The sequence below is a fragment of the Streptomyces sp. NPDC104106 genome (genome assembly GCF_055584345.1).
In genome coordinates, this window is record NZ_JBVJMF010000019.1 from 79,139 (window position 1) to 103,685 (window position 24,547).

Below are 24,547 nucleotides of genomic sequence, written 5' to 3' on the forward strand. Positions count from 1 at the left end.
CTCCCTTGCTCACCGCTCCCTCCTGGAGACCGCCATGCACGACGAACGCCGCCGTATCGAGGAGCGCGTCGCCCGCCTCCACGACCAGCGCATCAAGCCCGCGATCTACGCGGCCCGCGTCCCCCTGGAGGTGGCGGCCTGGCAGGCGCCCGGGGAGCCGGTCTCCTTCGAGGAGGCCGCGGCCGCTTCGTACGCGCCCTTCGCCATGGACACCCCCTGGGGCCCGCCCTGGGGCACGACCTGGTTCCGGATGCGCGGCGAGGTGCCCGCCGAGTGGTCCGGCAGGCGTGTCGAGTCCGTGATCGACCTCGGCTTCACCGGCGACTGGCCCGGCAACCAGGCCGAGGCGCTCGTGCACCGCACCGACGGCACCCCGCTGAAGGCGGTCAACCCGCTCAACCAGTACGTGCCGGTCGCGAACCCGGCGGCAGGCGGCGAGGCGGTCGACTATCTGGTGGAGGCCGCGTCCAACCCGGACATCCTCGCGAACGAGTTCACCGCACCCACCCCGCTCGGCGATCCGCGGACGGCGGGCGACCGTCCACTGTATACATTCCGCCGCGCCGACCTCGCCGTCCTCGACGAGGAAGTCTGGCACCTCGACCTCGACCTGCAAGTGCTGCGCGAACTCATGCGGGAACTCGGCGAGCACGACCCGCGCCGGCACGAGATCACGCACGCCCTCGACCGGGCCATGGACCTGCTCGACCTGGACGACGTCCCCGGCTCGGCGAGCGCCGTACGCCAGTCCCTGCGCCCTGTGCTCGCCAAGCCCGCCCACGCCAGCGCGCACATCCTCTCCGGCGTCGGACACGCGCACATCGACTCCGCCTGGCTGTGGCCGATCCGCGAGACCAAGCGCAAGACATCGCGGACCTTCTCCAACGTCACCGCGCTCGCCGACGAGTACGAGGAGTTCGTCTTCGCCTGCTCCCAGGCCCAGCAGTACGAGTGGGTCCGCGACAACTACCCGCACGTGTGGGAACGGATCAAGAAGTCCGTGGCGAAGGGCCAGTGGGCGCCGGTCGGCGGCATGTGGGTGGAGGCCGACGGCAATCTGCCCGGCGGGGAGGCCCTCGTACGCCAGCTCGTGCACGGCAAACGGTTCTTCATGGAGCACTTCGGCATCGAGACCAAGGGCGTCTGGCTGCCGGACTCCTTCGGCTACACCGCGGCCTACCCGCAGTTGGCCAGGCTCGCCGGCAACGACTGGTTCCTCACCCAGAAGATCTCCTGGAACCAGACCAACACCTTCCCCCACCACACCTTCTGGTGGGAGGGCATCGACGGCACCCGGATCTTCACCCACTTCCCGCCCATCGACACCTACAACGCCCGCTTCAGCGGCGAGGAGATGTCCCGGGCCGTGCGCAACTACGCCGAGAAGGGCGGCGCCACCCGCTCCCTCGCCCCCTTCGGCTGGGGCGACGGCGGCGGCGGCCCCACCCGCGAGATCATGGAACGCGCCCGCCGCCTCAAGGACCTGGAGGGCTCGGCGAAGGTCGAGATCGAACACCCCGACGCGTTCTTCGCCAAGGCCCGCGAGGAGTACCCGGACGCCCCGGTCTGGGTGGGGGAGCTGTACCTGGAGCTGCACCGCGCCACCTACACCACCCAGGCCCGCACCAAGCAGGGCAACCGGCGCAGCGAACACCTCCTGCGCGAGGCCGAGTTGTGGGCCACCACGGCCGCCCTGCACGCGCCGGGCTACGCCTACCCGTACGAGCGGCTGGACCGGCTGTGGAAGACGGTCCTGCTGCACCAGTTCCACGACATCCTGCCCGGCTCCTCCATCGCCTGGGTGCACCGCGAGGCCGAGGCCGAATACGCCCGGGTGGCGCGGGAGCTGAACGCGCTCACCGGCGAGGCGATCGCCGCCCTGGGCACCGGCGCCCCCCGTGTCTTCAACACCGGCCCCCGCGACCGCGCCGAGGTGGTCCGCACCCCCGACGGCGCACCGGTGTACGTACGCGTACCCGCGAACGGCTCCGCGCCCCTCGCCCCCGCCGAGCCCCCGCACCCGGTGACGGTGAGCGGACGCACCCTGGAGAACGGGCTCGTCCGGGTACAGTTGGCAGCCGACGGAACACTGTCGTCTGTATACGATCTACGGGCGGAGCGTGAAGTCCTCGCCGGACCGGGCAATCTGCTGCGCCTGCACACCGACCTCCCCAACTACTGGGACGCCTGGGACATCGACAAACACTACCGCAACCGCTACACCGACCTGCTGGAGACCGACTCGGTCACCGTGGTCGAGGACACCCCCCTCGTCGGGGCCCTCCGCGTGGTGCGCGCCTTCGGCAAGGGCTCCCGGATCACCCAGACGATCACCGTCCGCGCCGGCAGCGCCCGTGTCGACATCGAGACGGACATCGACTGGCACGAGACGGAGAAGATCCTCAAGGCCGGCTTCCCGGTCGACATCCGCGCCCCGCACTCGTCCGCCGAGATCCAGTTCGGCCACGTCCAGCGGCCCACCCACACCAACACCACCTGGGAAGCGGCCCGCTTCGAGGTCCCCGGCCACCGCTGGGTGCACATCGCCGAACCCGGCTACGGAGTCGCCGTGATCAACGACTCCACCTACGGCCACGACGTCACCCGCGCCGTGCGCGACGACGGTGGTACGACGACCACGGTCGGCCTCAGCCTGGTCCGCGCCCCGCGCGTCCCCGACCCCGAGGCCGACCAGGGCAGCCACCACCTCACCTACGCCCTCCTGCCCGGCGCGAGCATCGAGGACGCGGTCGCCGAGGGCTACGCCCTCAATCTGCCGCTGCGCGTGGCCGATTCGGCGGGCGAGCCCGAGCCCGTCGTCACCGCCGAGGGCGAGGGCCTGACCGTGGAGGCGGTCAAGCTCGCCGACGACGGCTCCGGGGACGTGGTGGTCCGGCTCTACGAGTCCCGGGGCGGCCGCGCGGGCGGCGTCCTGCGCACCGGGTTCCCGCTGGCCCGTGCCGAGGTCACCGACCTGCTGGAACGCCCGCTCGCCCCGGCCGAGACGGACGGCGACGCCGTACCGGTCGCCCTGCGGCCCTTCGAGGTGCGGACCCTGCGGCTGGCCGTCGCACGCTGAGGCGTCGGCCTCCCCCTGCCCCTCCGCCTCGCAGGGGCAGGGGCACGGGGAGCGGCGGGAGCGACCACGGGCGGCCCGCGGTCGGCGTACGTCCTAAAGGGGCAGTACCCCGGCCGTGGACGCCGCCTGCACCGGCACATGGGCCACCGGCAGCGCGACCCCGGCCTCCGTTGCCCTCTGCCGAGGGAACGCCGTCGGCAGCAGCGGCCGCGGGCCCGACACCACCGTGTAGTCCTGCCCGAGGAACGGCGGTTCGACGACCCCGGGGTCCTCGCCCAGCGCCAGTCGCACCGCGGCCCACGGGGCGTTCACCCCGCACAGCGACAGCTGGTGCAGACCCCCGGCGGGCCGCGTGCTGACGTCGAGCAGCACCGGCTCGTCGCCGTACATGCGGAACTGGACGTTGGACAGGTAGTGCAGTCCGAAGCCCTCCGCGATCAGCCGGGCCGGGGCCAGCCACCGCTCGTCCAGGGTGAAGCCGCGCCGGCGGCCGTTCTTGGTGCGGCCCACCGCGAGCCTCACCCGGTTGTCCGGCCCGGCGAGCACGTCGACGGACACCTCGGGCTGCTCCAGGCGCGGCATCACCAGCCAGTCCACCGGCTCCTGCGACCGCCGCAGCGCCTGCAGCACCAGGTCCAGATGTACGTACGGGCCGGGGAAGCCGGCGAGGTGGGCCAGCGAGAACGGGGACCGCGTGATCACCCGGAAGCCGACCCCGCCCGCCCCGGCCGCCGGCTTCAGGCACGCCGTGTGCCCGGACGTCTCCAACTCGTCGACCGCCGCGAGGAGTTCGTCCGCCGTGCGCACCCGCCACCAGGGCGGCACGGGCACGCCCACCGAGCGGACCGCCTCGTACGCGGTCGCCTTGTCCTCGAAGACGGCCACCGCCTCGCGCGTCGGCGCCAACAGTGCGGTACCCGCCGCCGCGAACTCGCCGCGGTGCGCCACGATCGCCGCCTGGTGCAGCCGGGGCACGAAGACGTCGATGCCGCGCCGGGCGCACTGGTCGAGGGCGTACTCCACGTAGGCGGCCGGGGAGAGCCCCTCCGGCTCCAGGCCGGCGGTGTCGGCGGCGGCCAGCACGGGGGAGTCGGGATCCGCGTGCGTCGCATGGATCTCCACGGCGCGGTCGCTGGGATTTCTCCGCAGCTGTTCCATGAAGAAGACGTTCTCCGCGTACGTGCGGTTGAGCCAGACGCGTACGCGAGAGAGCATGCGGGCCGCCTTTCGTGGGATTCGGGCAGGGCGCAGCAGCCCGGGCCCGGGCAGGAGAAAGGAAGGGACACCGAACGGACCCTGGGAAAAGGGAGGTTGGGGCGACGGTGTTGGGGGCGATCATACGGCTTTCAAACGCCTGCTCGTGCAACGCCGGGATCACGGGATTCCGGACCCCTACCGCACCCCCTACCCGGTGGGGTACCCCCTTGTCCCGGCTGCGGGAATGTGTTCTTGTGGTCCGGTCGAGGGTGATCCGAAAGGGGTACGCGGTGGAGTCGACGGCCGGGGCCGGACAGCTGCTGGCCATCAGCGACCTGCACATCAGCTATCCCGAGAACCGCGCCCTGGTCGAGCGCATGCGGCCCACCAGCGACGACGACTGGCTGATCGTCGCCGGTGACGTGGCCGAGACGGTCGCCGACATCCGCTGGGTCCTCGCCACCTTCGCGGGCCGCTTCCGCAAGGTGCTGTGGACGCCGGGCAACCACGATCTGTGGACCCACCCGAAGGACACCGTCACCCTGCGCGGCGTCGCCCGCTACGAGCACCTGGTCGCGATGTGCCGCGAGCTGGGCGTGGTCACCCCGGAGGATCCCTACCCGGTGTGGGAGGGCCCGGGTGGCCCGGTCGCCGTCGCCCCGCTGTTCCTCGGGTACGACTACTCCTTCCTGCCTGCCGGCTGCGCCACCAAGGCCGAGGGCCTGGCCTACGCGGAGAGCACGGGCGTCATCTGCAACGACGAGTACCTGCTGCACCCCGACCCCTATCCGAGCCGGGACGCCTGGTGCCGGGCCCGGGTCGCCGAGACCGAGCGCCGGCTCGCCGCACTCCCCGAGGGCCTGCCCATCGTGCCGGCCAACCACTACCCGCTGCACCGGCACCCCACCGACGTGCTGTGGCACCCCGAGTTCGCCATGTGGTGCGGCACCACGCTGACCGCCGACTGGCACCGACGGTTCCCCATCGCGACCATGGTCTACGGCCATCTGCACATCCCCCGCACCACCTGGCACGACGGAGTCCGCTTCGTGGAGGTCTCCGTGGGCTATCCCCGAGAGTGGCGCAAGCGTCCGGACCCGCCGGGCAGGCTGCGCCGTATCCTGCCGATGGAGGTCGAAGCCGGTGATCGAGGAACTGCTCCCGGAGTCGGTCGTGGTCGTGGAGGCACACCGTGACGACGCCCTGTGGGACGCGCCGCTCTTTCCGCAGGAGGAAGCGCTCGTCCAGCGCGCGGTGACCAAGCGCCGCCGCGAGTTCGCCGCCGTACGCGGATGCGCCCGGCGCGCCATGGAGAAGCTCGGAGTGCCGGCGCAGCCCGTCGTCAGCGGTGAGCGCGGGGCCCCGGTCTGGCCCGCGGGTCTTATCGGCAGCATGACCCACTGCGACGGCTACTGCGCCGCCGTGCTCACCCGCGACGGCGAACTGGCCTCCGTCGGCATCGACGCCGAGCCGCACGGGCCGCTGCCGGAGGGCGTCGGCGAATCCGTCTTCCTGCCCGCCGAGTCCGGGCGGCTGGCCCGGCTCGCCGCGCGGCGGCCCGGTGTGCACTGGGACCGGGTCCTGTTCAGCGCCAAGGAGTCCGTCTACAAGGCGTGGTTCCCGCTCACGCGCAAGTGGCTGGACTTCTCCGAGGCCGACATCATCCTGCACCCGGACCCGGACGGCCGTGACCACGGCACCCTGCACGCCGAACTCCTCGTCCCCGGCCCCCGGGTCGGGGCGCGCACGCTGCAGGCCTTCGACGGCCGGTGGGCCGTGGGGGAGGGGCTCGTGGCCACCTCCGTGGTCGTCCCGCACACGTGAGGCACCGCCGGCCGGACGGGCGCCGACCGGCACCGGCTCAGGAGGGCGGGCACCAGTGGCGCAACAGGCGGAAGAACTCCTCCTCGTTGCCCGCGAGGCCCGCCCGTGCCAGGGCCTGCTCCGCCTCGGCCAGCACGGCGGGTGGCACCACGGCGGGTCCGGCGTCGTCCGGCGGCCCGTCGAAGGCGGCGCGGACGGTGTGCAGCAGCCGCAGATACGCCTGTACGGCGGTGCGTTCACGGTCGGTCAGTACGGCGGCGGTGGGCATCGCTCGGCTCTCCCCGGTCGGACATCACGGTCATACGCCCCGCGACGGGCGTACACCACCAGCTTGCCGTCCACCACTGACAACGGCCCCTCCCGCGCCGCGACCGGCCCCCGACCGCCCCCGCGACCTGCCGCCCGGCACGGGCCGGGCCTTCGCGCGCGGGCGCCGGGGGAACCTGGCACGCCGCATCCGCCCGAAACCTCACGCGGCTTCCGGCCACACCTGTCCGCACCGGCCACCTCGCCGCGCCGTACCGGCCTGCGGCGCCGAACCGACGTGTGGCGTACGGCACTTGCCGACCAGGATCAGCCTGAAGGCCTCGGCCTGCGCTCCTCGGCGCGGCCGAAGCGGGCGCGGCCGCGATCCGGTGCCCGCGGCCCTGCCCGGCCCGGTCGCTGTCGTCGGCCGGCCGGGGCGCCCCGGTCACCGGCGCTGCGCACGACCGGCGCAGGTCCCGCCGGTGCTCGCGGTCCGCCCGGTTCAGGACTCGGGCCGCTTGACGCTCTCCAAGAGCATGTCCAGCCACTCCGCGACCTTGTCCCGGTGCTGGTCGGTCGGCAACTGCGCGGCACGCCAGGCGATTCCGCGCACCCCGTGGTCCTGGAGCAGCCGTTCCAGCGGGTCCGCGGCGGGCGAGGCGGCGGCCCGCTCCCGGTCGGCGAGCTTCGTCAGCAGCTCCTGCTCGGTGCGCTGCAGCGCACCCGCCAGGGCCTCGGGGTCCTCGGCGGTCAGGAAGCCGGCGTGCACCCGGAAGAAGCGCTGGAGGGCGTCGCAGTGCTCCATGGTGGGCCGCCGGTCGCCGTTGATCAGGGCGCCGGCCTGCTGCCGGGACATGCCCGCGCCGTCGGCGATCTCCTGCTGGGTGTACTTGCGGCCGTTGGGCTTCAGCCGGGTGCGGCGCAGCAGGCCGAGGCGTTGCAGGAAGCGTGCCTGGACGTCCGGTTCACCCGCCGGCCGTCCGCTGAGCAGCGCCCGGACCACCGGCTCGGGGACGCCGCAGGCCACGGAGAGCCGGCCGACGTCGAAGACCTCGGCGTGCGGCACGCCGAGCCGGTCGGCGAGCGCGGTGACGCGGGCGACGACGGCCGGCAGCTGGGCGGTCGCCGCGGCGCCCGGATCCTCGTAGCCATCCGTCACCGACAGAACTCCTACGTCTCTCGTACGACTCTGGGGCTTCCGATGCGTCCGTGCGTCTCGCGAGCGGTCGCCGTGAACTTCCCGGAGAGTAGCCGGTGCCTCGAACTCACATCCAGGTGTCGCCACAACTGTGGCGAATTTCAGCCGTCAACAGGCAAGAAATGCCACGATAGTTGACATGCCGCGTGCCGGGGCCGCAGGATCGCAGGGGCCGCGTCACGGCCGCAGAGGCAAGAGGGGTGACCTCCCGATGGCACAGCAGGCAGGAGGGCAGCGGCCGGCACCGCGGCCCGTCCCCGAGGCGTGCGACACCCAGGTGTATCTCCAGGACTACGCGGTACTGCTGGAGTCCCTCACCCTGCCCTCCCTGGTCGTGGACCACCGCTGGGACGTCGTCATGGCCAACGGCGCCTACGCGACGCTCTTCCGTGGCGTGCGCCCGCACCCGACGGCCATGCCGGGGGAGAACTTCCTGCGGTTCGTGCTCTTCCACCCGGACGCGGGCGGGGTCCTCGGCGAGCACGAGCCGGGCTGGTGCCTGCCGATGCTGGCCCAGGTGCGCGCCGCGCTGGAGACGTACGGTCACGACCCCGAACTCCAGGCCGTCCGCCGGGACATCGCCCAGGACCCGATCATGGAAGCCGCCTACCGCCAGGGGCTGCCCCACTGGATGCGGGCCGTCGGCGAGTCCGCGACCCGGCTCGACGGAGCCGTCCGGCTGCTGATCCACCCCGACCCGCGCCGGGGTGCCACCGAGTGCCGGATCGTCGAGGAGACCCCGCACACGCTGCGGGAGATCGGTTACCGGCGCCTGACGATGGTCCTGCGCGACGCGCGTCGCCCCGTGCCATCCGTACGCCGTCCGCGCCGCGCCCGGGGCACGGCGGCGCACCTGCGCGTCGTGTCGGCGCCCCAGGACTGAAGCGCGCTCCCGGAGCGGCGCGGGGAACGGCGCGGCCGGCGCCGGACCGCCGGCACCGACCTGTGACAAGCCCGCCCACACGGCGTGGCGTTCCGCGCCGCGCGCCGCACCGTGACGGACACCTGCCGTGGCACCTTGCGCAACCCTGATGCAAACCTTGCTCTCGACTTGCGTTCCTTGCGTTAGGCTTGCGCTCATGACGCGACGACTTGCGGAAGTGGCGAAGAAGGTCGGGGTCAGCGAGGCCACGGTCAGCCGGGTGCTCAACGGCAAGCCCGGGGTCTCCGACGCCACCCGGCAGGCGGTGCTCACGGCTCTCGACGTCCTCGGCTACGAGCGCCCGACCCAGCTGCGCGGCGAGCGCGCCCGGCTCGTCGGTCTGGTCCTGCCGGAGCTGCAGAACCCCATCTTCCCGGCGTTCGCCGAGGTCATCGGCGGCGCGCTCGCCCAGCTCGGGCTCACCCCGGTGCTGTGCACGCAGACCAAGGGCGGTGTGTCCGAGGCGGACTACGCCGAGCTGCTGCTCCAGCAGCAGGTCTCCGGCGTCGTCTTCGCCGGCGGCCTGTACGCGCAGGCCGACGCCCCGCACGACCACTACCGGCTGCTCGCGGAGCGCAACATCCCCGTCGTCCTGGTCAACGCCGCCATCGAACACCTCGGCTTCCCCGGCGTGTCCTGTGACGACGCCGTCGCGGTCGAACAGGCCTGGCGCCATCTGGTCTCCCTCGGCCACGAGCGCATCGGCCTCGTCCTCGGCCCCGGCGACCACGTGCCCTCGGCGCGCAAACTGGCCGCCGCGCGCGCGATCGCCGGGGACCTGCCGGAGGAGTTCGTGGCGCGCGCGATCTTCTCCCTCGAGGGTGGTCACGCGGCCGCCTCCCGGCTGATCGACCGAGGGGTCACCGGCATCGTCTGCGCCAGCGATCCCCTGGCGCTCGGCGCGATCCGGGCCGCGCGCCGCAAGGGGTACGACGTCCCGGGGCGGATCTCGGTCGTGGGCTACGACGACTCGGCCTTCATGAACTGCACCGAGCCCCCGCTGACCACCGTCCGCCAGCCCATCGAGGCCATGGGCCGCGCGGCCGTCGAGCTGCTGAACGCGCAGATCGGGGGCACCGCCGTACCCGCGGAAGAGCTGCTGTTCGAGCCCGAGCTGGTGGTCCGCGGATCCAGCGGGCAGGCCCCGCGCGGGTGAGGTCCCTTGCCGTGATCGACGAGGGGTGACCACTGTCAAATAATTTCAGATTTCGCGCGACATCTTGCGATCAGATGTCGGCGGTGCTTGAGTGTGCGGCGCCCACCGCTCCTGCCATGCGTGCCATCAGGGGGTCCACCGATGAGAAGCACCGGGTTCCGCCGTACCGTCGCCGCGATCGGCGTCTGTTCCTCCCTCGTCCTCACCGCCACCGCCTGCGGGTCCGGTGGTGACGGGTCGGCGAGCGGCAAGACCCGTATCACCGTCAACTGCGAGCCGCCCGCAAGCGCCAGGACCGACCGCGGCTTCTTCGAGCAGGACCTCGCCTCCTTCGCGAAGCGGAACCCGGACATCGACGTCGTCGCCCACGACGCCTTCCCCTGCGAGGACCCGAAGACCTTCGACGCCAAGCTCGCCGGCGGCCAGATGGAGGACGTCTTCTACACGTACTTCACCGACGTACGGCACGTCGTGGACATCAACCAGGCGGCCGATCTCACGCCGTACGTCAAGGAGTCGAAGTCCTACGGCACCCTGCGCAAGCAGCTGCGGGACATCTACACCGTGGATGGGAAGGTCTACGGGATACCGCGTACCGGATACAGCATGGGGCTGATCTACAACCGCACCCTCTTCCGCAAGGCCGGCCTCGACCCCGACAAGCCGCCCACCACCTGGGACGAGGTCCGCGCCGACGCCAGGAGGATCGCCGCGCTGGGCGGCGGCACCGTCGGATACGCCGACTACAGCGCGCAGAACCAGGGCGGCTGGCACTTCACCGCCGAGCTGTACGCGCAGGGCGGCGACGTCGTCAGCGCCGACGGCAAGCAGGCCACGATCGACACCCCCGAGGGCCACGCGGTCCTGCAGAACCTGCACGACATGCGGTGGACCGACGACTCCATGGGCAGCAGGCAGCTCCTCGTCATCAACGACGTACAGCAGATGATGGGTTCGGGCAGGCTCGGCATGTATCTCGCCGCCCCCGACAACATCCCCATCCTGGTCAAGGAGAAGGGCGCGCACTACGACGACGTCGCCATCGGACCCATGCCCGGTGGCAAGGGCACGCTCATCGGCGGCGACGGCTACATGTTCGCCAAGCACGACACACCCGCGCAGATCCGGGCCGGGCTGAAGTGGCTGGACCACATGTTCCTCACCCCCGGATCGGGCTTCCTCGGCGACTACGCCCGCGCCAGGAAGAACGGCGCCCCCGTCGGCCTGCCCGAGCCACGCCTGTTCACCGGCGCCGCCGACGCAGCGGACCAGCGGGCCAAGAAGGCGAACGCCGATGTGCCGGTGGAGAACTACCGGGCCTTCCTGGGCGGCGAGCAGACGCTCCGGATGAAGATCGAGCCGCCGGACGCCCAGCAGATCTACTCCGTCCTCGACGCCGCCGTCTCCGCCGTCCTCACCCAGAAGGACGCCGACATCGACCAGCTCCTCAAGGACGCGTCCGGCAAGATCGACGGCATCCTGGCCCGGAGCTGACGGCCATGACCAAGACGGCCGAACGCCCCGTGACGCAGGCCGCCGTCCCCCCGGCCCCGGCGCCGCCCCCGGCCGGGGACGCCAGACGCCGCCGTCTCGCCGACCAGGCCCGCGCCTACGCCTTCCTCCTCGGCGGCCTCGTCTGCTTCGCCCTCTTCTCCTGGTACCCGGCGATCCGCGCGGTCGTCATCGCCTTCCAGAAGTACACCCCGGGCTCCGCGCCCCGGTGGGCCGGCACCGCCAACTTCACCCGGGTCCTGCACGACCCGGAGTTCGGCGCGGCCTGGCGCAACACCCTGACCTTCACCCTGCTCGCCCTGCTCCTCGGCTTCGCCGTCCCCTTCCTCCTCGCCCTCGTACTCAACGAGCTGCGGCACGCCAAGGCCTTCTTCCGGGTCGTGGTCTACCTGCCGGTGATGATCCCGCCGGTGGTCAGCGCCCTGCTGTGGAAGTGGTTCTACGACCCCGGGGCAGGCCTCGCCAACGAGGCGCTGCGCTTCCTGCACCTGCCCACCTCGAACTGGTCCAACGGCACCCACACCGCCCTCGTCTCCCTGGTGATCGTGGCCACCTGGGCCAACCTGGGCGGCACCGTCCTCATCTACCTCGCCGCCCTGCAGTCCATCCCGGGGGAGCTGTACGAGGCCGCCGAACTGGACGGCGCGAACCTGCTCCAGCGCGTACGGCACGTCACGGTGCCCCAGACCCGGTTCGTCATCCTGATGCTGATGCTCCTCCAGGTCATCGCCACCATGCAGGTGTTCACCGAACCGTTCGTCATCACCGGCGGCGGACCCGAGAACGCCACCGTCACCGTCCTCTACCTCATCTACAAGTACGCCTTCCTCTACAACGACTTCGGCGGCGCCTGCGCCCTCAGCGTCATGCTGCTGGTCCTGCTCGGCCTCTTCTCCGCCGGCTACCTGCGGCTCACCCGCACCGAGGGGGACACCGCGTGAGCACCCGCACCCTGATCTCCCCGGTCACCCTCGCCCGCCCGCGCGGCAGGGCGGTCTACTGGGCGGTCTTCACGGCCGTCGTGATCCTCTTCGCGCTCGCCTTCCTCTTCCCGGTCTACTGGATGGTGACCGGCGCGATGAAGTCCCCGGACGAAGTGGCCCAGACCCCGCCGGCCCTGGTACCCCACCACTGGCACCTCGGCGCCTACACCGACGCCTGGGACCTGATGCAGCTCCCGCGGCACCTGTGGAACACCGTCGTCCAGGCGGCCGGCGCCTGGGCGTTCCAGCTCGTGTTCTGCACGGCCGCCGCCTACGCCCTGTCCCGGCTGAGGCCGGCCTTCGGCAAGGTGATCCTCGGCGGCGTCCTCGCCACCCTGATGGTCCCGGCACAGGCCCTGGTCGTACCCAAGTACCTGACGGTCGCCGACCTGCCCGTCCTCCACACCAGCCTGCTCAACGACCCGCTCGCCATCTGGCTGCCGGCCGTCGCCAACGCCTTCAACCTCTATCTGCTCAAACGGTTCTTCGACCAACTGCCGCGTGACGTGCTGGAGGCCGCCGAGATCGACGGCGCCGGCAAGCTGCGCGTCCTGTGGTCCGTCGTGCTGCCCATGTCCCGGCCGGTGCTCGGCGTGGTGTCCGTCTTCGCGCTGGTCGCCGTCTGGCAGGACTTCCTGTGGCCGCTGATGGTCTTCTCCGACACCGGCGAACAGCCGATCAGCGTGGCCCTGGTCCAGCTGTCGCAGAACATCCAGCTCACCGTGCTCATCGCCGCGATGGTGATCGCCAGCATCCCGATGGTGGCGCTGTTCCTCGTCTTCCAGCGGCACATCATCGCCGGGATCAGCGCGGGCAGCACCAAGGGCTGACGCCGCCGCACCGCCTACAGAAAGGTGACGCACCGTGGGACAGCCCACCCCTGCCCGCAAGGACCGCGACTGGTGGCGCACCGCCGTCGTCTACCAGGTCTACGTCCGCAGCTTCGCGGACGGCGACGGCGACGGCACCGGCGACCTCGCGGGCGTCCGCGCACGGCTGCCGTACCTCGCCGGACTCGGCGTGGACGCCCTGTGGTTCACCCCCTGGTACCTGTCGCCGATGGCGGACGGCGGTTACGACGTCGCCGACTACCGCGCCATCGACCCGGCGTTCGGCACCCTGGCCGAGGCGGAGAAACTCATCGCCGAGGCACGGGAACTGGGCCTGCGGACCATCGTCGACATCGTGCCCAACCATGTCTCGGACCAGCACCCCTGGTTCCGGGCCGCGCTCGCCGCCGGGCCCGGCAGCCCGGAGCGCGAGCTGTTCCACTTCCGGCCCGGACGCGGAGCCCACGGCGAACTCCCTCCCAACGACTGGCCGTCGCAGTTCGCCGGCTCCACGGAACCGGTGTGGACCCGGCTGCCGGACGGCGACTGGTACCTGCACCTGTTCACACCCCGGCAGCCGGACCTCAACTGGGCGCATCCGGCGGTCCGCCAGGAGCACGAGGAGATCCTGCGCTTCTGGTTCGAGCGGGGCGTCGCCGGCGTCCGCGTCGACTCCGCCGCCCTTCTCGCCAAGGACCCGGACCTGCCCGACCTGGCCTCGCGCCCCGCGCCGCACCCGTTCGTGGACCGCGACGAACTCCACACCGTCTACCGCTCCTGGCGGCGCCTGGCCGACGCGTACGACGGGGTCTTCGTCGGCGAGGTCTGGCTCCCCGACCCCGAACGCTTCGCCCGCTACCTGCGCCCCGACGAACTCCACACCGCCTTCAACTTCTCCTTCCTGTCCTGCCCCTGGGACGCGGCCCGGCTGCGCTGCGCCATCGACACCACCCTCGCCGGACACGCCCCCGTCGGTGCCCCGGCCACCTGGGTGCTGGGCAACCACGACGTGACCCGCACGGTCACCCGGTACGGCCGCGAGGACACCGCCTTCGACTTCGCCACCAAGGCCTTCGGCACCCCGACCGACCTGTCCCTCGGCACCCGGCGCGCCCGTGCCGCGGCCCTGCTGTCGCTGGCGCTGCCGGGCTCGGTGTATCTGTACCAGGGGGAGGAACTGGGGCTGCCCGAGGCCGAGATCCCGCTCGAGCGCATACAGGATCCGATCTACTTCCGCTCGGGCGGTGCGGACCCGGGGCGGGACGGCTGCCGGGTGCCGCTGCCGTGGGCCGACGGTATGCCGTATGCCGGATTCAGTACACAGGAGCCCTGGCTGCCGCAGCCGGCCGGCTGGACCTCGTACGCGGTCGACCGCCAGCAGCGGGACCCCGGCTCCATGCTCGCCCTCTACCGCGAGGCCATCGCCACCCGCCCGGTCTTCGGTGACGGCCCCCTGACCTGGCTGCCCGCCCCCGACGGCGTGCTCGCCTTCGCCCGCGCGGAGGGAGCGGTGTGCGTGGTGAACCTCGCGCCCGCGCCCGCCGCCCTCCCCGCGCACTCCCGACTCCTGCTCAGCAGCGGCCCGCTGGACGGCGCGGGCCGGCTGCCGCAGGACACGGCGGCCTGGCTGCGAGCCTGAGCCGCACCGGCGCCGGATCCGTCCGGCGCGGGTCCGGCGGGCCGTGCCGGCTGTCCCCGCACCCCACCCCGAAGGGATCAGCACATGCACACCGGTACCGTCAGGAATGTCAGGCGCATGACATCACCCATAGGGGCGGTCGTCGCCCTCGCGGCGGGCATGCTCGTCGCCGTGGCGCCCGCCGCGCACGCCGCCTCGGGGGCGACACTGCCCTTCACCTCCGTCGAGGCCGAGTCGGCGAACACCACCGGCACGGAGATCGGACCCGACTACACCCAGGGCACTCTCGCCTCGGAGGCCTCCGGACGGCAGGCCGTCCAGTTGTCGGCCGGGCAGCGGGTGGAGTTCACCGTGCCGCGCGCGTCCGACGCGGTGAACCTCGCCTACAGCGTCCCGGACGGTCAGTCCGGTTCGCTCGACGTGTACGTCAACGGCACCAAGCTCGCCGAGGCGCTCCCGGTGACCTCGAAGTACTCGTACATCGACACCGGCTGGATCACCGGCTCCAAGACACACCACTTCTTCGACGACGCCCGGATGCCGCTCGGGCAGACCGTGCGGCCCGGCGACACGGTCGCGTTCGTGGCGACCGGCACCCAGGTCACCGTCGACGTCGCCGACTTCGAGCAGGTACCCGACGCAGCCGCTCGGCCCGCCGGATCCGTTTCCGTCGTGTCCAAGGGCGCCGACCCCACCGGCAACGGCGACTCCACCCAGGCCTTCCGGGACGCCATCGCCGCGGCCCAGGGCGGCACCGTGTGGATCCCGCCCGGCGACTACCGCATCACGTCCGCCCTGAACGGCGTGCAGAACGTGACCCTCCAGGGCGCCGGCAGCTGGTATTCGGTGGTGCACACCTCCCGCTTCATCGACCAGTCCAACTCGTCGGGCAACGTGCACATCAAGGACTTCGCGGTGTTCGGCGAGGTCACCGAACGCGTCGACTCCGATCCGGACAACTTCGTCAACGGCTCGCTCGGGCCGGACTCCTCCGTCTCCGGCATGTGGATCCAGCACATGAAGTGCGGCATGTGGCTGATGGGGGACAACGACCACCTCGTCGTGGAGAACAACCGCATCCTCGACACCACCGCCGACGGCATCAACCTCAACGGCACCGCCAAGGGCGTCGTCGTGCGCAACAACTTCCTGCGCAACCAGGGCGACGACGCCCTCGCCATGTGGTCGCTGTACTCACCGGACACGGACTCCAGCTTCGAGAACAACACCATCTCGCAGCCCAACCTCGCCAACGGCATCGCGATCTACGGCGGCACCGACCTGTCCGTCAAGAACAACCTGATCTTCGACACCAACGCCCTCGGCAGCGGCATCGCGATCTCCAACCAGAAGTTCACGGACCCCTTCTTCCCCCTGGCCGGCACCCTCACGGTCGACGGCAACACCCTCGTCCGCACCGGTGCGATGAACCCCAACTGGAACCACCCGATGGGCGCGCTGCGCGTCGACTCCTACGACAGTGCGATCGACGCGACGGTGAACATCACCAACACCACCATCAGCGACAGCCCGTACAGCGCCTTCGAGTTCGTCTCCGGCGGCGGGCACGGCTACCCGGTGCGGAACGTCGACGTCAGCGGCGCGACCGTGCGGAACACCGGCACGGTCGTCGTCCAGGCCGAGGCGCAGGGCGCGGCCGCCGTCAAGGACGTCACCGCCACCCAGGTCGGCTCCGCCGGCATCTACAACTGCCCCTACCCGGCGAACTCCGGCACCTTCACGCTGACCGACGGCGGCGGCAACTCCGGCTGGGACAGCACCTGGTCCGACTGCGCCACCTGGCCCCGGCCCGGCCAGGGCAACCCGGCCCCCGACCCCCACCGCGACCTGGCCAAGGGCCGCCCGGCCTCCGCGACCGGCTCCAAGGACGTCTACACCCCCGACAAGGCGGTGGACGGCGACGCCACCTCCTACTGGGAGTCCACCAACAACGCCTTCCCCCAGTCCTGGACCGTCGACCTCGGCTCCTCCTGCCCGGTGCGCCGGCTGGTGCTGAAGCTGCCGCCCTCACCGGCCTGGGGCGCCCGCACCCAGACCGTCACCGTCCTCGGCAGCACCGACGGCTCGGCCTACTCCACCGTGGCCGGCGCCCAGGACTACCGATTCGACCCGGCCACCGGCAACACCGCGACCGTGGCCCTGCCGAGCGGCACGAACCTGCGCTACCTCAGGCTTACCGTCAGCGCCAACTCCGGCTGGCCTGCCGGACAGTTCAGTGCGGTCGAGGCGTACCTGACGAGCTGACCCCCGGCACGCCCCTGCCCCCTCCGGTGCGGTGTTTCGGCCGTCGGCCCGGCGCGTCAGGAACCGGTTACGAAACATTCCTCCGCGTCCGCCACCGTACCGGAGGGGGTTCTGACACCTCGGTAACCACCCCCTCACGTGCCGGCAAGACGGCGGCGCCACCCTCGCCGTATGACCGACACCACCTCCAGCTCCCCGGCCCCGGCCGCCTCCCGGAGCCTGTTCGAGCAGCTCGGCGGGGAGGACGCCGTAGCCGCCGTCGTCGACCTCTTCTACGACAAGGTCCTCGCCGATCCCGACCTGGCGCCGTACTTCGCGGGCGTGCAGGTCGAGCGTCTGAAGCGGCACCAGCGGAACTTCATCGGCCAGGCCCTCGGCGCCGCCCGCCCCTACACCGGACGCTCCATGCGCGCGGCACACGCGCGGCTCTCGGTCACGGCCAGCGCCTTCGACCGGGTCGTGACCCATCTGGCCGCCGCCCTCGCCGAGGCCGGCGTCGACGAGGCGACCACCGGCACGATCGCGCAGAGCCTGCTGCCCCTCAAAGAGGACATCGTCACCGCGTGAGGGACCCGGCCCTCACAGGTCCAGCACCAGACGGGCGCCCCGGCACCGGGACACACAGATCATCATCGTGTCACCGGTGGCCCGCTCCGCCTCGCTGAGGACCGTGTCGCGGTGGTCCGGCGTGCCCTCCAGCACATCCGTCTCACAGGTCCCGCAGGTGCCCTCGGCGCAGGAGTACAGCACCTCGGCCCCGGCGGCGCGCACCGCGTCCAGCACCGAGACCTCCGGGCCCACCGTGAGCGTTCGCCCGCTGCGCGCGAGCACCACCTCGAACCCGGTGTCGGCGCCCTCCCGCCGGGGCCCCGGCCGGAAGCGCTCGACCCGCAGCCGCCCGGCCGGGCACCGCGCCTCGACGGCGTCCAGCAGCGGCCCGGGACCGCAGCAGTACACCAGGGTGTCGTCGGGGACGTCGTCCAGGACCGGGGCCAGGTCGAGCAGGCCCGTCTCGTCCTGCGGGGCGAGGGTCACCCGGCTGCCGTAGCGGGCCAGTTCGGAGGTGAAGGCCATGGAGGCGCGCCGTCGTCCGCCGTACAGCAGCGACCACTCGGCACCCGCCGCGTCGGCGGCGGCCAGCATGGGCAGCAACGGGGTGATGCCGATGCCGCCCGCGACGAACCGGTAGCGGGGCGAGGCGGCCAGCGGGAAGTGATTGCGCGGCCCGCGGACCCGCACCTTGTCGCCCTCGCCCAACTCGTCGTGCACCCAGGCGGATCCGCCCCGGCCGGCCGGCTCGCGCAGCACCGCGATCCGCCACGCGGAGCGGTCCGCCGGGTCCGAGCAGAGCGAGTACGGGCGTTCCAGCCCCGGGCCGAGCAGCAGGTCCACATGGGCCCCGGGCTCCCACGCGGGCAGCGGCCGCCCCAGCGGATCGCGCAGGACCAGCGACAGCACGTCCTGCGCCACCGGCTCCCGCCGCGCGACGACCAGTTCCGCCTCCGTCACCGTACGGCCTCCCGTGTGTCGTGGCCCTCCGGGTGCGCCAGCATCCACTCCCACATCGTCACCGGATCCCCCGCGGTGTGCTCGGCGCCGCAGTGGCAGGTGCCGTGCAGCACATCGGTGCCCGGCAGCCAGTCGACGCGGTAGACCTCGCCGGTGGGCGCGCTCACCGCACCCGCTCCACCGGCTTGTCGCCCTCCTCGGCCAACCGGGCCAGGATGCGGCGGGCGGCCAGGCCGCCGGTGTCGATGTTGATGCTCAGTTCCTGGTATCCGGCTCGCTCCGAACCCAGCGTCCGCTGCAGGAGGTTGAGGGCGTCCACGTCCTGCATCACCACGGTGTGGTTGTTGGCGCGCAGGAACTCGGTGACCTCCGGGTCGTCGATCGCCCAGTCCCGGGAGACCGCCCAGAAGTCGTACACCCTGCCGTCCGCGGACGGGGTGATGGCGTAGGTGATCTCGGTGTGGAAGCCGTGCGGGTCGCTGCCGTCCGGCTCGGGCACGACACCGGCCGGCGCGATGCGGCTGTGCAGCAGGTACAGGCAGGGCGCGTGGTACTCGATGTCCTGCCAGCGGGTGATCCGGCCCGTGATGCCGGTGGAACGGGCGTAGAACGGCGGGCACTCGGCGTCGTCCATGTGCCGGCCGACCCGGACCACACCCGCGCCCTCGTCCACCTCGGTGGTGATGGGCGTCTCGGCGACCTCCGGGGTGCCGATGTAGCCGCCGTGCAGATAGGTCTCGTGGGAGAGGTCGAGGAGGTTGTCGACGAGCAGGCCGTAGTCGGCGTCGATCGGCTCCATGCCCCGGACGGTGACCCAGCCGGGGGAGTCGAGGTGCCGGGCCCGCGGGACGGCTCCCGGGTCGGCGAGGGCCGGGTCGCCGATCCACACCCAGACCAGGGAGTCCTGCTCCACCACCGGGTAGGCGGCGACGCGGGCGGTGCGCGGGACGCGCTTCTGGCCCGGCACGTACACGCAGGTGCCGGTGCGGTCGTAGGTGAAGCCGTGGTAGCCGCAGACGATCCGGTCGCCGTCCAGGCCGCTCTTCGAGAGCGGATAGCGGCGGTGGACGCACCGGTCGTGCAGCGCGACCGCGGTGCCGTCCTCCTCGGCGCGGTACAGGACGAGCGGCTCGCCGAGCACGGTCCGGCCGAGCAGTTCGCGCCCGACCTCCTGACTGTAGGCGGCGACGTACCACTGGTTCCTGGCGAAGGCGGTTACATGGGGCATCGAGCCGGCTCCCGTCTGTCGTGGTGGTGGCATCGTCGGGCGGCGCCGGACCGGGCCGCAACGCTCCTTCCGCCCCACGGAAGCGCAGGCATACTCCTGTCCCGTACGCTGTGCCGCAGTGGTAAGGCCGAGTGTGGGGGTTGTGGATGGCTGTCGGTCGGGTGGTCCGGTTCGATGGGATGCGCGGGTACGGCTTCATCGCTCCTGACCAGGGCGGAGAAGACGTTTTTCTGCATGTGAACGATTTGCTGATTCCCGAGTCGTCCGTGCGGTCGGGGCTGGCGGTGGAGTTCGAGATCGAGAACGGCGGACGCGGGCTGAAGGCCTCCTCCGTCAGGTTCGCGCAGGAGCCGGAGGGCGCGCCGGCGCAGGAGGCGGAGAGCGCTCCCGCGACTCCGCGGGCCTTCGGGGACGCGCAGGAGCCGATGTGCGACGTGCTCGGGTCCGCCGAGTACACCCGCGAGGTGACGGAGCTGCTGCTCGCCTCCGTGCCCGACCTGACGGGGCAGCAGGTCCTCGCCGTGCGCAAGCAGCTGACGCTGCTGGCCAAGCGGCACGGCTGGATCGAGGACTGACCAGGGGACGACCGGTGGACTCCGGGGGGCCGGCACAGGGGCCCCCTCTTTCCACGCCGACCCGCAGGTACGCCACCCGGCCGAGGCCGACCATGGTGGACAGGGGTGTCCGGCGGACCGCCCGGTTCGTACGGCTCCCCGCTCCTGCGCACATCACATGAGGAGAAGGGACGCAATGAGCACCGAGACGCTGGAGTTCCAGGCCGAAGCGCGGCAGCTCCTACAGCTGATGGTCCATTCGATCTACTCGAACAAGGACATCTTCCTGCGGGAACTCATCTCCAACGCCTCCGACGCCCTGGACAAGCGCCGTCTGGCCGGTCTCACCGACGACCGGTTGAAGGGCGACGACCCGCACATCGCCATCGAGGCCGACAAGGACGCCCGCACGCTGACCGTCCGCGACAACGGCATCGGCATGACCCGCGACGAGGTCGTCGGGCTCATCGGCACCATCGCCCGCTCCGGCACCGCCGAGACGCTGCGCCGGCTGAAGGAGAACGCCAAGAACGCCGAGAACGCCGCGGCCGCCGAGCTGATCGGCCAGTTCGGCGTCGGCTTCTACTCCGTCTTCATGGTCGCCGACAAGGTCACGCTGCTCACCCGCAAGGCCGGCGAGGAGACCGGCGTGCGCTGGGAGTCGGACGGCGGCGGCACCTACACCATCGAGACCGTCGAGGACGCCCCGGAGGGCACGGCGGTCACCGTCCACCTGCGCCCCGCGGACGAGGAGGACGCCCTCCACGACTACGCCGACGAGTGGAAGATCCGGGAGATCGTCAAGCGGTACTCGGACTTCATCGCCTTCCCGATCCGGATGGGCGACGAGACCCTCAACTCGATGAAGGCCCTGTGGGCACGGCCGCGTTCGGAGGTCAAGGACGAGGAATACCGGGAGTTCTACCGGCACATCAGCCACGACTGGACCGACCCGCTGGAGACGATCCGGATGCGGGCGGAGGGCACCTTCGAGTACGAGGCGCTGCTCTTCCTCCCGGCCCGCGCCCCGCACGACCTGTTCCAGCGCGACGCCCGCCACGGCATCCAGCTGTACGTCAAGCGGGTGTTCATCATGGACGACACCCGTGAACTCCTGCCCTCGCACCTGCGGTTCGTCAAGGGTGTCGTGGACGCCGCCGACCTGTCGCTGAACATCTCCCGCGAGATCCTCCAGCAGGACCGGCACATCCAGATGATCCGGCGCCGCCTCGCCAAGAAGGTCCTGTCCACCGTCAAGGACCTCATGACGGGCGACGCCGAGAAGTACCGTACGTTCTGGCGGGAGTTCGGCGCCGCGGTCAAGGAGGGCCTGCTCGACGCGAGCGAGGACCACAAGGCCATCCTCGACATCGCGTCGTTCGCCACCACCGCCGGGGACGAGCCCACCACCCTCGCCGACTACATCGCCCGGATGAAGGACGGCCAGGACAAGATCTACTTCATGACCGGCGAGAGCCGCTCCCAGGTCGAGAACTCCCCGCACCTGGAGGCCTTCAAGGCCAAGGGGTACGAGGTCCTGCTGCTCACCGACCCGGTGGACGAGATCTGGGTGGACGCGGTGCGCGCCTACGACGACAAGGAGTTCCAGTCCGTCGCGCGGGGCGCGGTCGACCTGCCCGCCGGGGAGGACGACGAGGAGCTGTCGGAGGAGAAGTCCGGCGCCTACGCCCCGCTGCTGAGCTGGCTGGGCGAGACGCTGGACGACGTCAAGGACGTACGGCTGACCACCCGCCTGACCAGCTCGCCGGCCTGCCTGGTCAGCGACGCCGACGGGATCTCGCCGGCCCTGGAGAAGATGTACAAGGCGATGGGCCAGGAACTCCCGCCGGTCAAGCGGATCCTGGAGCTGAACCCCGAGCACCCCCTCGTCACGGGACTGCGGACGGCGCACGAGGAGCGCCCGGACGACGCGGAGCTGAAGGACACGGCCGAGCTGCTCTACGGCACCGCCCTGCTCGCGGAGGGCGGCGACCTGGCCGACCCGGCGCGCTTCGCCAAGCTGCTCGCCGACCGTCTGGCGCGGTCCATCTGACCGATAGTTCCGATCTGTTCCGTTCTGCCGCCGGCCACGGCCCTCGTCTCCGTGGCCGGCGGAGCACCTCACGGACCGCCGACTTTCACATGGGCGCCATCAGACCCTTCCCTGACGTTTGCTGCTCTTGGAACACTCGCTCCGCGCAGATTCCGTCATTCGGATGACCGCACGACGGCATCACGTACGTCAGGACGAGAGGACCCGAACACCCATGCCCGAAGTCAACCGGCGCCGCTTCCTCCAACTCGCGGGCGCCACCACGGCGTTCACCGCGCTGTCGAGCAGCATCCAGCGCGCGGCCGCCCTGCCCGCCCACCACCGCACCGGCACCGTCCAGGACGTCGAGCACATCGTTGTCCTCATGCAGGAGAACCGATCCTTCGACCACTACTTCGGTTCCCTGCGCGGCGTCCGGGGCTTCGGCGACCCCCGTGCCGTCTCCCAGAACGGCAGGTCCGTCTGGAAGCAGTCCGACGGCACGAAGGACCTCCTGCCCTTCCACCCCGACGCCGACGACCTGGGCCTCGCCTTCATCCAGGACCTGCCGCACGGCTGGAACGACACCCATGCCGCCTTCAACGGGGGCAAGTACGACAGGTGGGTGCCGGCCAAGGGCACCACGACCATGGCGTACCTGACCCGCGAGGACATCCCGTTCCACTACGCGCTCGCCGACGCCTTCACCCTCTGCGACGCCTACCACTGCTCGTTCATGGGCTCGACCGACCCGAACCGCTACTACATGTGGACCGGTTACGTCGGCAACGACGGGCAGGGCGGCGGCCCGGTCCTCGGCAACGACGAGAAGGGCTACGGCTGGACGACGTACCCCGAGCGCCTGGAGAAGGCCGGGGTCTCCTGGAAGATCTACCAGGACATCGGCGACGGCCTCGACGCGAACGGCTCCTGGGGCTGGATCAACGACGCCTACCGCGGCAACTACGGCGACAACTCCCTGCTCTACTTCAACCAGTACCGCGACGCCAAGCCCGGCGACCCGCTCTACGACAAGGCCCGCACCGGCACCGACGCCAGGAAGGGCGAGGGCTTCTTCGACCAGCTGAAGGCCGACGTCAAGGCCGGCAGGCTGCCGCAGGTCTCCTGGGTCGTCGCCCCCGAGGCCTTCACCGAGCACCCCAACTGGCCCGCCAACTACGGCGCCTGGTACGTCTCCCAGGTCCTCGACGCGCTCACCGCCGATCCCGAGGTGTGGGGCAGGACCGCCCTGTTCATCACCTACGACGAGAACGACGGCTTCTTCGACCACGTCGTGCCGCCCTTCCCGCCGGCCTCCGGCGCGCAGGGCAAGTCGACCGTGGACGCCTCGCTGGACCTGTTCAAGGGCGACGCGAGCCATGTCGCGGGCGCCTACGGGCTCGGTCAGCGGGTGCCGATGCTCGTCGTCTCACCGTGGAGCAAGGGCGGTTACGTCTGCTCCGAGACGCTCGACCACACCTCCATCATCCGGTTCATCGAGCGCCGCTTCGGGGTGCACGAGCCGAACGTCTCGCCCTGGCGCCGCGCCGTCACCGGCGACCTGACCAGCGCCTTCGACTTCTCCCGCAAGGACACCAAGCCGGTCGCGCTGCCGTCCACGGCCGGCTACCAGCCGCCGGACCACAACCGGCACCCGGACTACGTGCCGAGGCCCCCCGCCCACCCCGCCCTGCCCAGGCAGGAGCGCGGCAGCCGGCCCACCCGCCCGCTGAAGTACGCCCCGGTGGTGGACGGCGCCGCGGACACCGCGACCGGCAAGCTCACGCTCACGTTCGCCTCGGGGGCGCACGCGGGCGCGGCCTTCCTGGTGACGTCCGGCAACCGCGCCGACGGCCCATGGACCTACACCACCGAGGCCGGCAAGACCCTGTCCGACACCTGGAACGCGGTCTACTCCGGTGGCATCCACGACCTCACGGTGCACGGCCCCAACGGCTTCCTGCGCGTCTTCAAGGGCAAGGGGAAGACGGCCGGACCCGAGGTGACCGCCCGGCCCGCCGGCGACCACCTCGAACTCACCTTCACCAACAAGGGTTCCGGCACGGTCGAACTGAAGCTCACCAACGGCTATGGGGGCCACCCGGCCACCGTGACCGTACGGCCCGGCGCGAGGGTGCGGCACACCGTGGACCTCACCGCCAGCAAGCGCTGGTACGACGTGACGGTGACCTGCGAGGCCGACCCGGCCTTCCTGCGCGGCTTCGCCGGCCATGTCGAGAACGGCCGGCCCGGCGTCAGCGACCCGGCGATCCTCACGCGGTGACGGAGCGCCCCGGCGGGGCCGGAGCCGAGCGGGCCGGCACCGGGGCGCAGGAAGGCGGCGGCCGGTGCGCGGGTTCGACGCGTGCACCG

20 protein-coding genes are annotated in these 24,547 nt (G+C 71.5%); 14 read left to right on the top strand and 6 right to left on the bottom strand.

Annotated features, from left to right (window positions below):
• The first annotated feature begins 34 nt into the window (after positions 1-34).
• On the top strand, positions 35-3,079 hold the full coding sequence (locus tag ACZ60X_RS34200) for a glycoside hydrolase family 38 N-terminal domain-containing protein (protein WP_469606961.1): 3,045 nt from the start codon (positions 35-37) through the stop codon (positions 3,077-3,079).
• Between the two features lie 93 nt (positions 3,080-3,172).
• On the opposite strand, the gene ACZ60X_RS34205 is transcribed toward ACZ60X_RS34200, so the two are convergent.
• The gene (locus ACZ60X_RS34205; protein ID WP_469606963.1) at positions 3,173-4,294 is read right to left on the bottom strand and encodes an ATP-grasp domain-containing protein; all 1,122 of its coding nucleotides are present in this window, start codon (positions 4,292-4,294) and stop codon (positions 3,173-3,175) included.
• Between the two features lie 272 nt (positions 4,295-4,566).
• Between ACZ60X_RS34205 and ACZ60X_RS34210 the strand changes: the two genes are divergently transcribed.
• Together ACZ60X_RS34210 and ACZ60X_RS34215 are read left to right on the top strand one after the other, a co-directional pair.
• Positions 4,567-5,472, top strand: a complete 906-nt coding sequence (locus ACZ60X_RS34210; RefSeq protein WP_469606965.1) for a metallophosphoesterase family protein — start codon at positions 4,567-4,569, stop codon at positions 5,470-5,472.
• Positions 5,420-6,100, top strand: coding sequence for a 4'-phosphopantetheinyl transferase family protein (locus ACZ60X_RS34215; RefSeq protein WP_469606967.1), 681 nt, complete (start codon positions 5,420-5,422; stop codon positions 6,098-6,100). Before ACZ60X_RS34210 ends, ACZ60X_RS34215 begins: the two co-directional genes overlap by 53 nt.
• Positions 6,101-6,137: 37 nt before the next feature.
• On the opposite strand, the gene ACZ60X_RS34220 is transcribed toward ACZ60X_RS34215, so the two are convergent.
• Both ACZ60X_RS34220 and ACZ60X_RS34225 read right to left on the bottom strand, forming a co-directional pair.
• Positions 6,138-6,368, bottom strand: coding sequence for a hypothetical protein (locus tag ACZ60X_RS34220; protein WP_469606969.1), 231 nt, complete (start codon positions 6,366-6,368; stop codon positions 6,138-6,140).
• Positions 6,369-6,848: 480 nt separating this feature from the next.
• Positions 6,849-7,505 carry a helix-turn-helix domain-containing protein gene (locus ACZ60X_RS34225; RefSeq protein ID WP_469606972.1) on the bottom strand — a complete coding sequence of 219 codons (657 nt, stop codon included), beginning with the start codon at positions 7,503-7,505 and terminating at the stop codon, positions 6,849-6,851.
• 250 nt (positions 7,506-7,755) lie between these two features.
• Here ACZ60X_RS34225 and ACZ60X_RS34230 point away from each other — a divergent pair, with 250 nt between their 5' ends.
• From ACZ60X_RS34230 to ACZ60X_RS34265, 8 genes are all read left to right on the top strand, one after another.
• The gene (locus ACZ60X_RS34230; protein ID WP_469606975.1) at positions 7,756-8,427 is read left to right on the top strand and encodes an MmyB family transcriptional regulator; all 672 of its coding nucleotides are present in this window, start codon (positions 7,756-7,758) and stop codon (positions 8,425-8,427) included.
• Positions 8,428-8,623: 196 nt separating this feature from the next.
• On the top strand, positions 8,624-9,622 hold the full coding sequence (locus tag ACZ60X_RS34235) for a LacI family DNA-binding transcriptional regulator (RefSeq protein WP_469606978.1): 999 nt from the start codon (positions 8,624-8,626) through the stop codon (positions 9,620-9,622).
• Positions 9,623-9,763: 141 nt separating this feature from the next.
• Positions 9,764-11,116, top strand: a complete 1,353-nt coding sequence (locus ACZ60X_RS34240) for an ABC transporter substrate-binding protein (protein WP_469606982.1) — start codon at positions 9,764-9,766, stop codon at positions 11,114-11,116.
• A 5-nt stretch (positions 11,117-11,121) separates the two neighbouring features.
• A complete protein-coding gene (locus tag ACZ60X_RS34245; RefSeq protein WP_469606985.1) occupies positions 11,122-12,075 on the top strand; it encodes a carbohydrate ABC transporter permease in 954 nt (317 codons plus the stop codon).
• Complete coding sequence (locus ACZ60X_RS34250; RefSeq protein WP_469606987.1) at positions 12,072-12,947, top strand: carbohydrate ABC transporter permease; 876 nt, start codon at positions 12,072-12,074, stop codon at positions 12,945-12,947. Before ACZ60X_RS34245 ends, ACZ60X_RS34250 begins: the two co-directional genes overlap by 4 nt.
• 34 nt (positions 12,948-12,981) lie before the next feature.
• Positions 12,982-14,586 (top strand): glycoside hydrolase family 13 protein, encoded by a 1,605-nt coding sequence (locus ACZ60X_RS34255; RefSeq protein WP_469606989.1) that lies wholly within the window; start codon positions 12,982-12,984, stop codon positions 14,584-14,586.
• Between the two features lie 84 nt (positions 14,587-14,670).
• Positions 14,671-16,851 carry a galactose-binding domain-containing protein gene (locus ACZ60X_RS34260; protein WP_469606991.1) on the top strand — a complete coding sequence of 727 codons (2,181 nt, stop codon included), beginning with the start codon at positions 14,671-14,673 and terminating at the stop codon, positions 16,849-16,851.
• A 171-nt stretch (positions 16,852-17,022) separates the two neighbouring features.
• Positions 17,023-17,418 carry a group I truncated hemoglobin gene (locus tag ACZ60X_RS34265; RefSeq protein ID WP_469606994.1) on the top strand — a complete coding sequence of 132 codons (396 nt, stop codon included), beginning with the start codon at positions 17,023-17,025 and terminating at the stop codon, positions 17,416-17,418.
• Positions 17,419-17,430: 12 nt separating this feature from the next.
• Here the strand turns inward: ACZ60X_RS34265 and ACZ60X_RS34270 are convergent, their stop codons facing one another.
• The 3 genes from ACZ60X_RS34270 to ACZ60X_RS34280 are packed head-to-tail and all read right to left on the bottom strand — an operon-like array spanning position 17,431 to position 19,588.
• Entirely contained in the window at positions 17,431-18,360 is a 930-nt protein-coding gene (locus tag ACZ60X_RS34270; RefSeq protein WP_469606997.1) for a PDR/VanB family oxidoreductase, read from the bottom strand.
• Positions 18,357-18,527 (bottom strand): hypothetical protein, encoded by a 171-nt coding sequence (locus ACZ60X_RS34275; RefSeq protein ID WP_469607000.1) that lies wholly within the window; start codon positions 18,525-18,527, stop codon positions 18,357-18,359. Before ACZ60X_RS34275 ends, ACZ60X_RS34270 begins: the two co-directional genes overlap by 4 nt.
• Positions 18,524-19,588, bottom strand: a complete 1,065-nt coding sequence (locus ACZ60X_RS34280) for a Rieske 2Fe-2S domain-containing protein (protein WP_469607003.1) — start codon at positions 19,586-19,588, stop codon at positions 18,524-18,526. Before ACZ60X_RS34280 ends, ACZ60X_RS34275 begins: the two co-directional genes overlap by 4 nt.
• A gap of 146 nt (positions 19,589-19,734) precedes the next feature.
• On the opposite strand from ACZ60X_RS34280, the gene ACZ60X_RS34285 reads away from it, so the two are divergent.
• The 3 genes from ACZ60X_RS34285 (at position 19,735) to ACZ60X_RS34295 (ending at position 24,458) form a co-directional block, all read left to right on the top strand.
• Entirely contained in the window at positions 19,735-20,163 is a 429-nt protein-coding gene (locus ACZ60X_RS34285) for a cold-shock protein (RefSeq protein ID WP_469607006.1), read from the top strand.
• A 175-nt stretch (positions 20,164-20,338) separates the two neighbouring features.
• A complete protein-coding gene (gene htpG, locus ACZ60X_RS34290; protein ID WP_469607008.1) occupies positions 20,339-22,195 on the top strand; it encodes a molecular chaperone HtpG in 1,857 nt (618 codons plus the stop codon).
• A gap of 214 nt (positions 22,196-22,409) precedes the next feature.
• On the top strand, positions 22,410-24,458 hold the full coding sequence (locus ACZ60X_RS34295; protein WP_469607011.1) for a phosphocholine-specific phospholipase C: 2,049 nt from the start codon (positions 22,410-22,412) through the stop codon (positions 24,456-24,458).
• Positions 24,459-24,547: the final 89 nt, after the last annotated feature.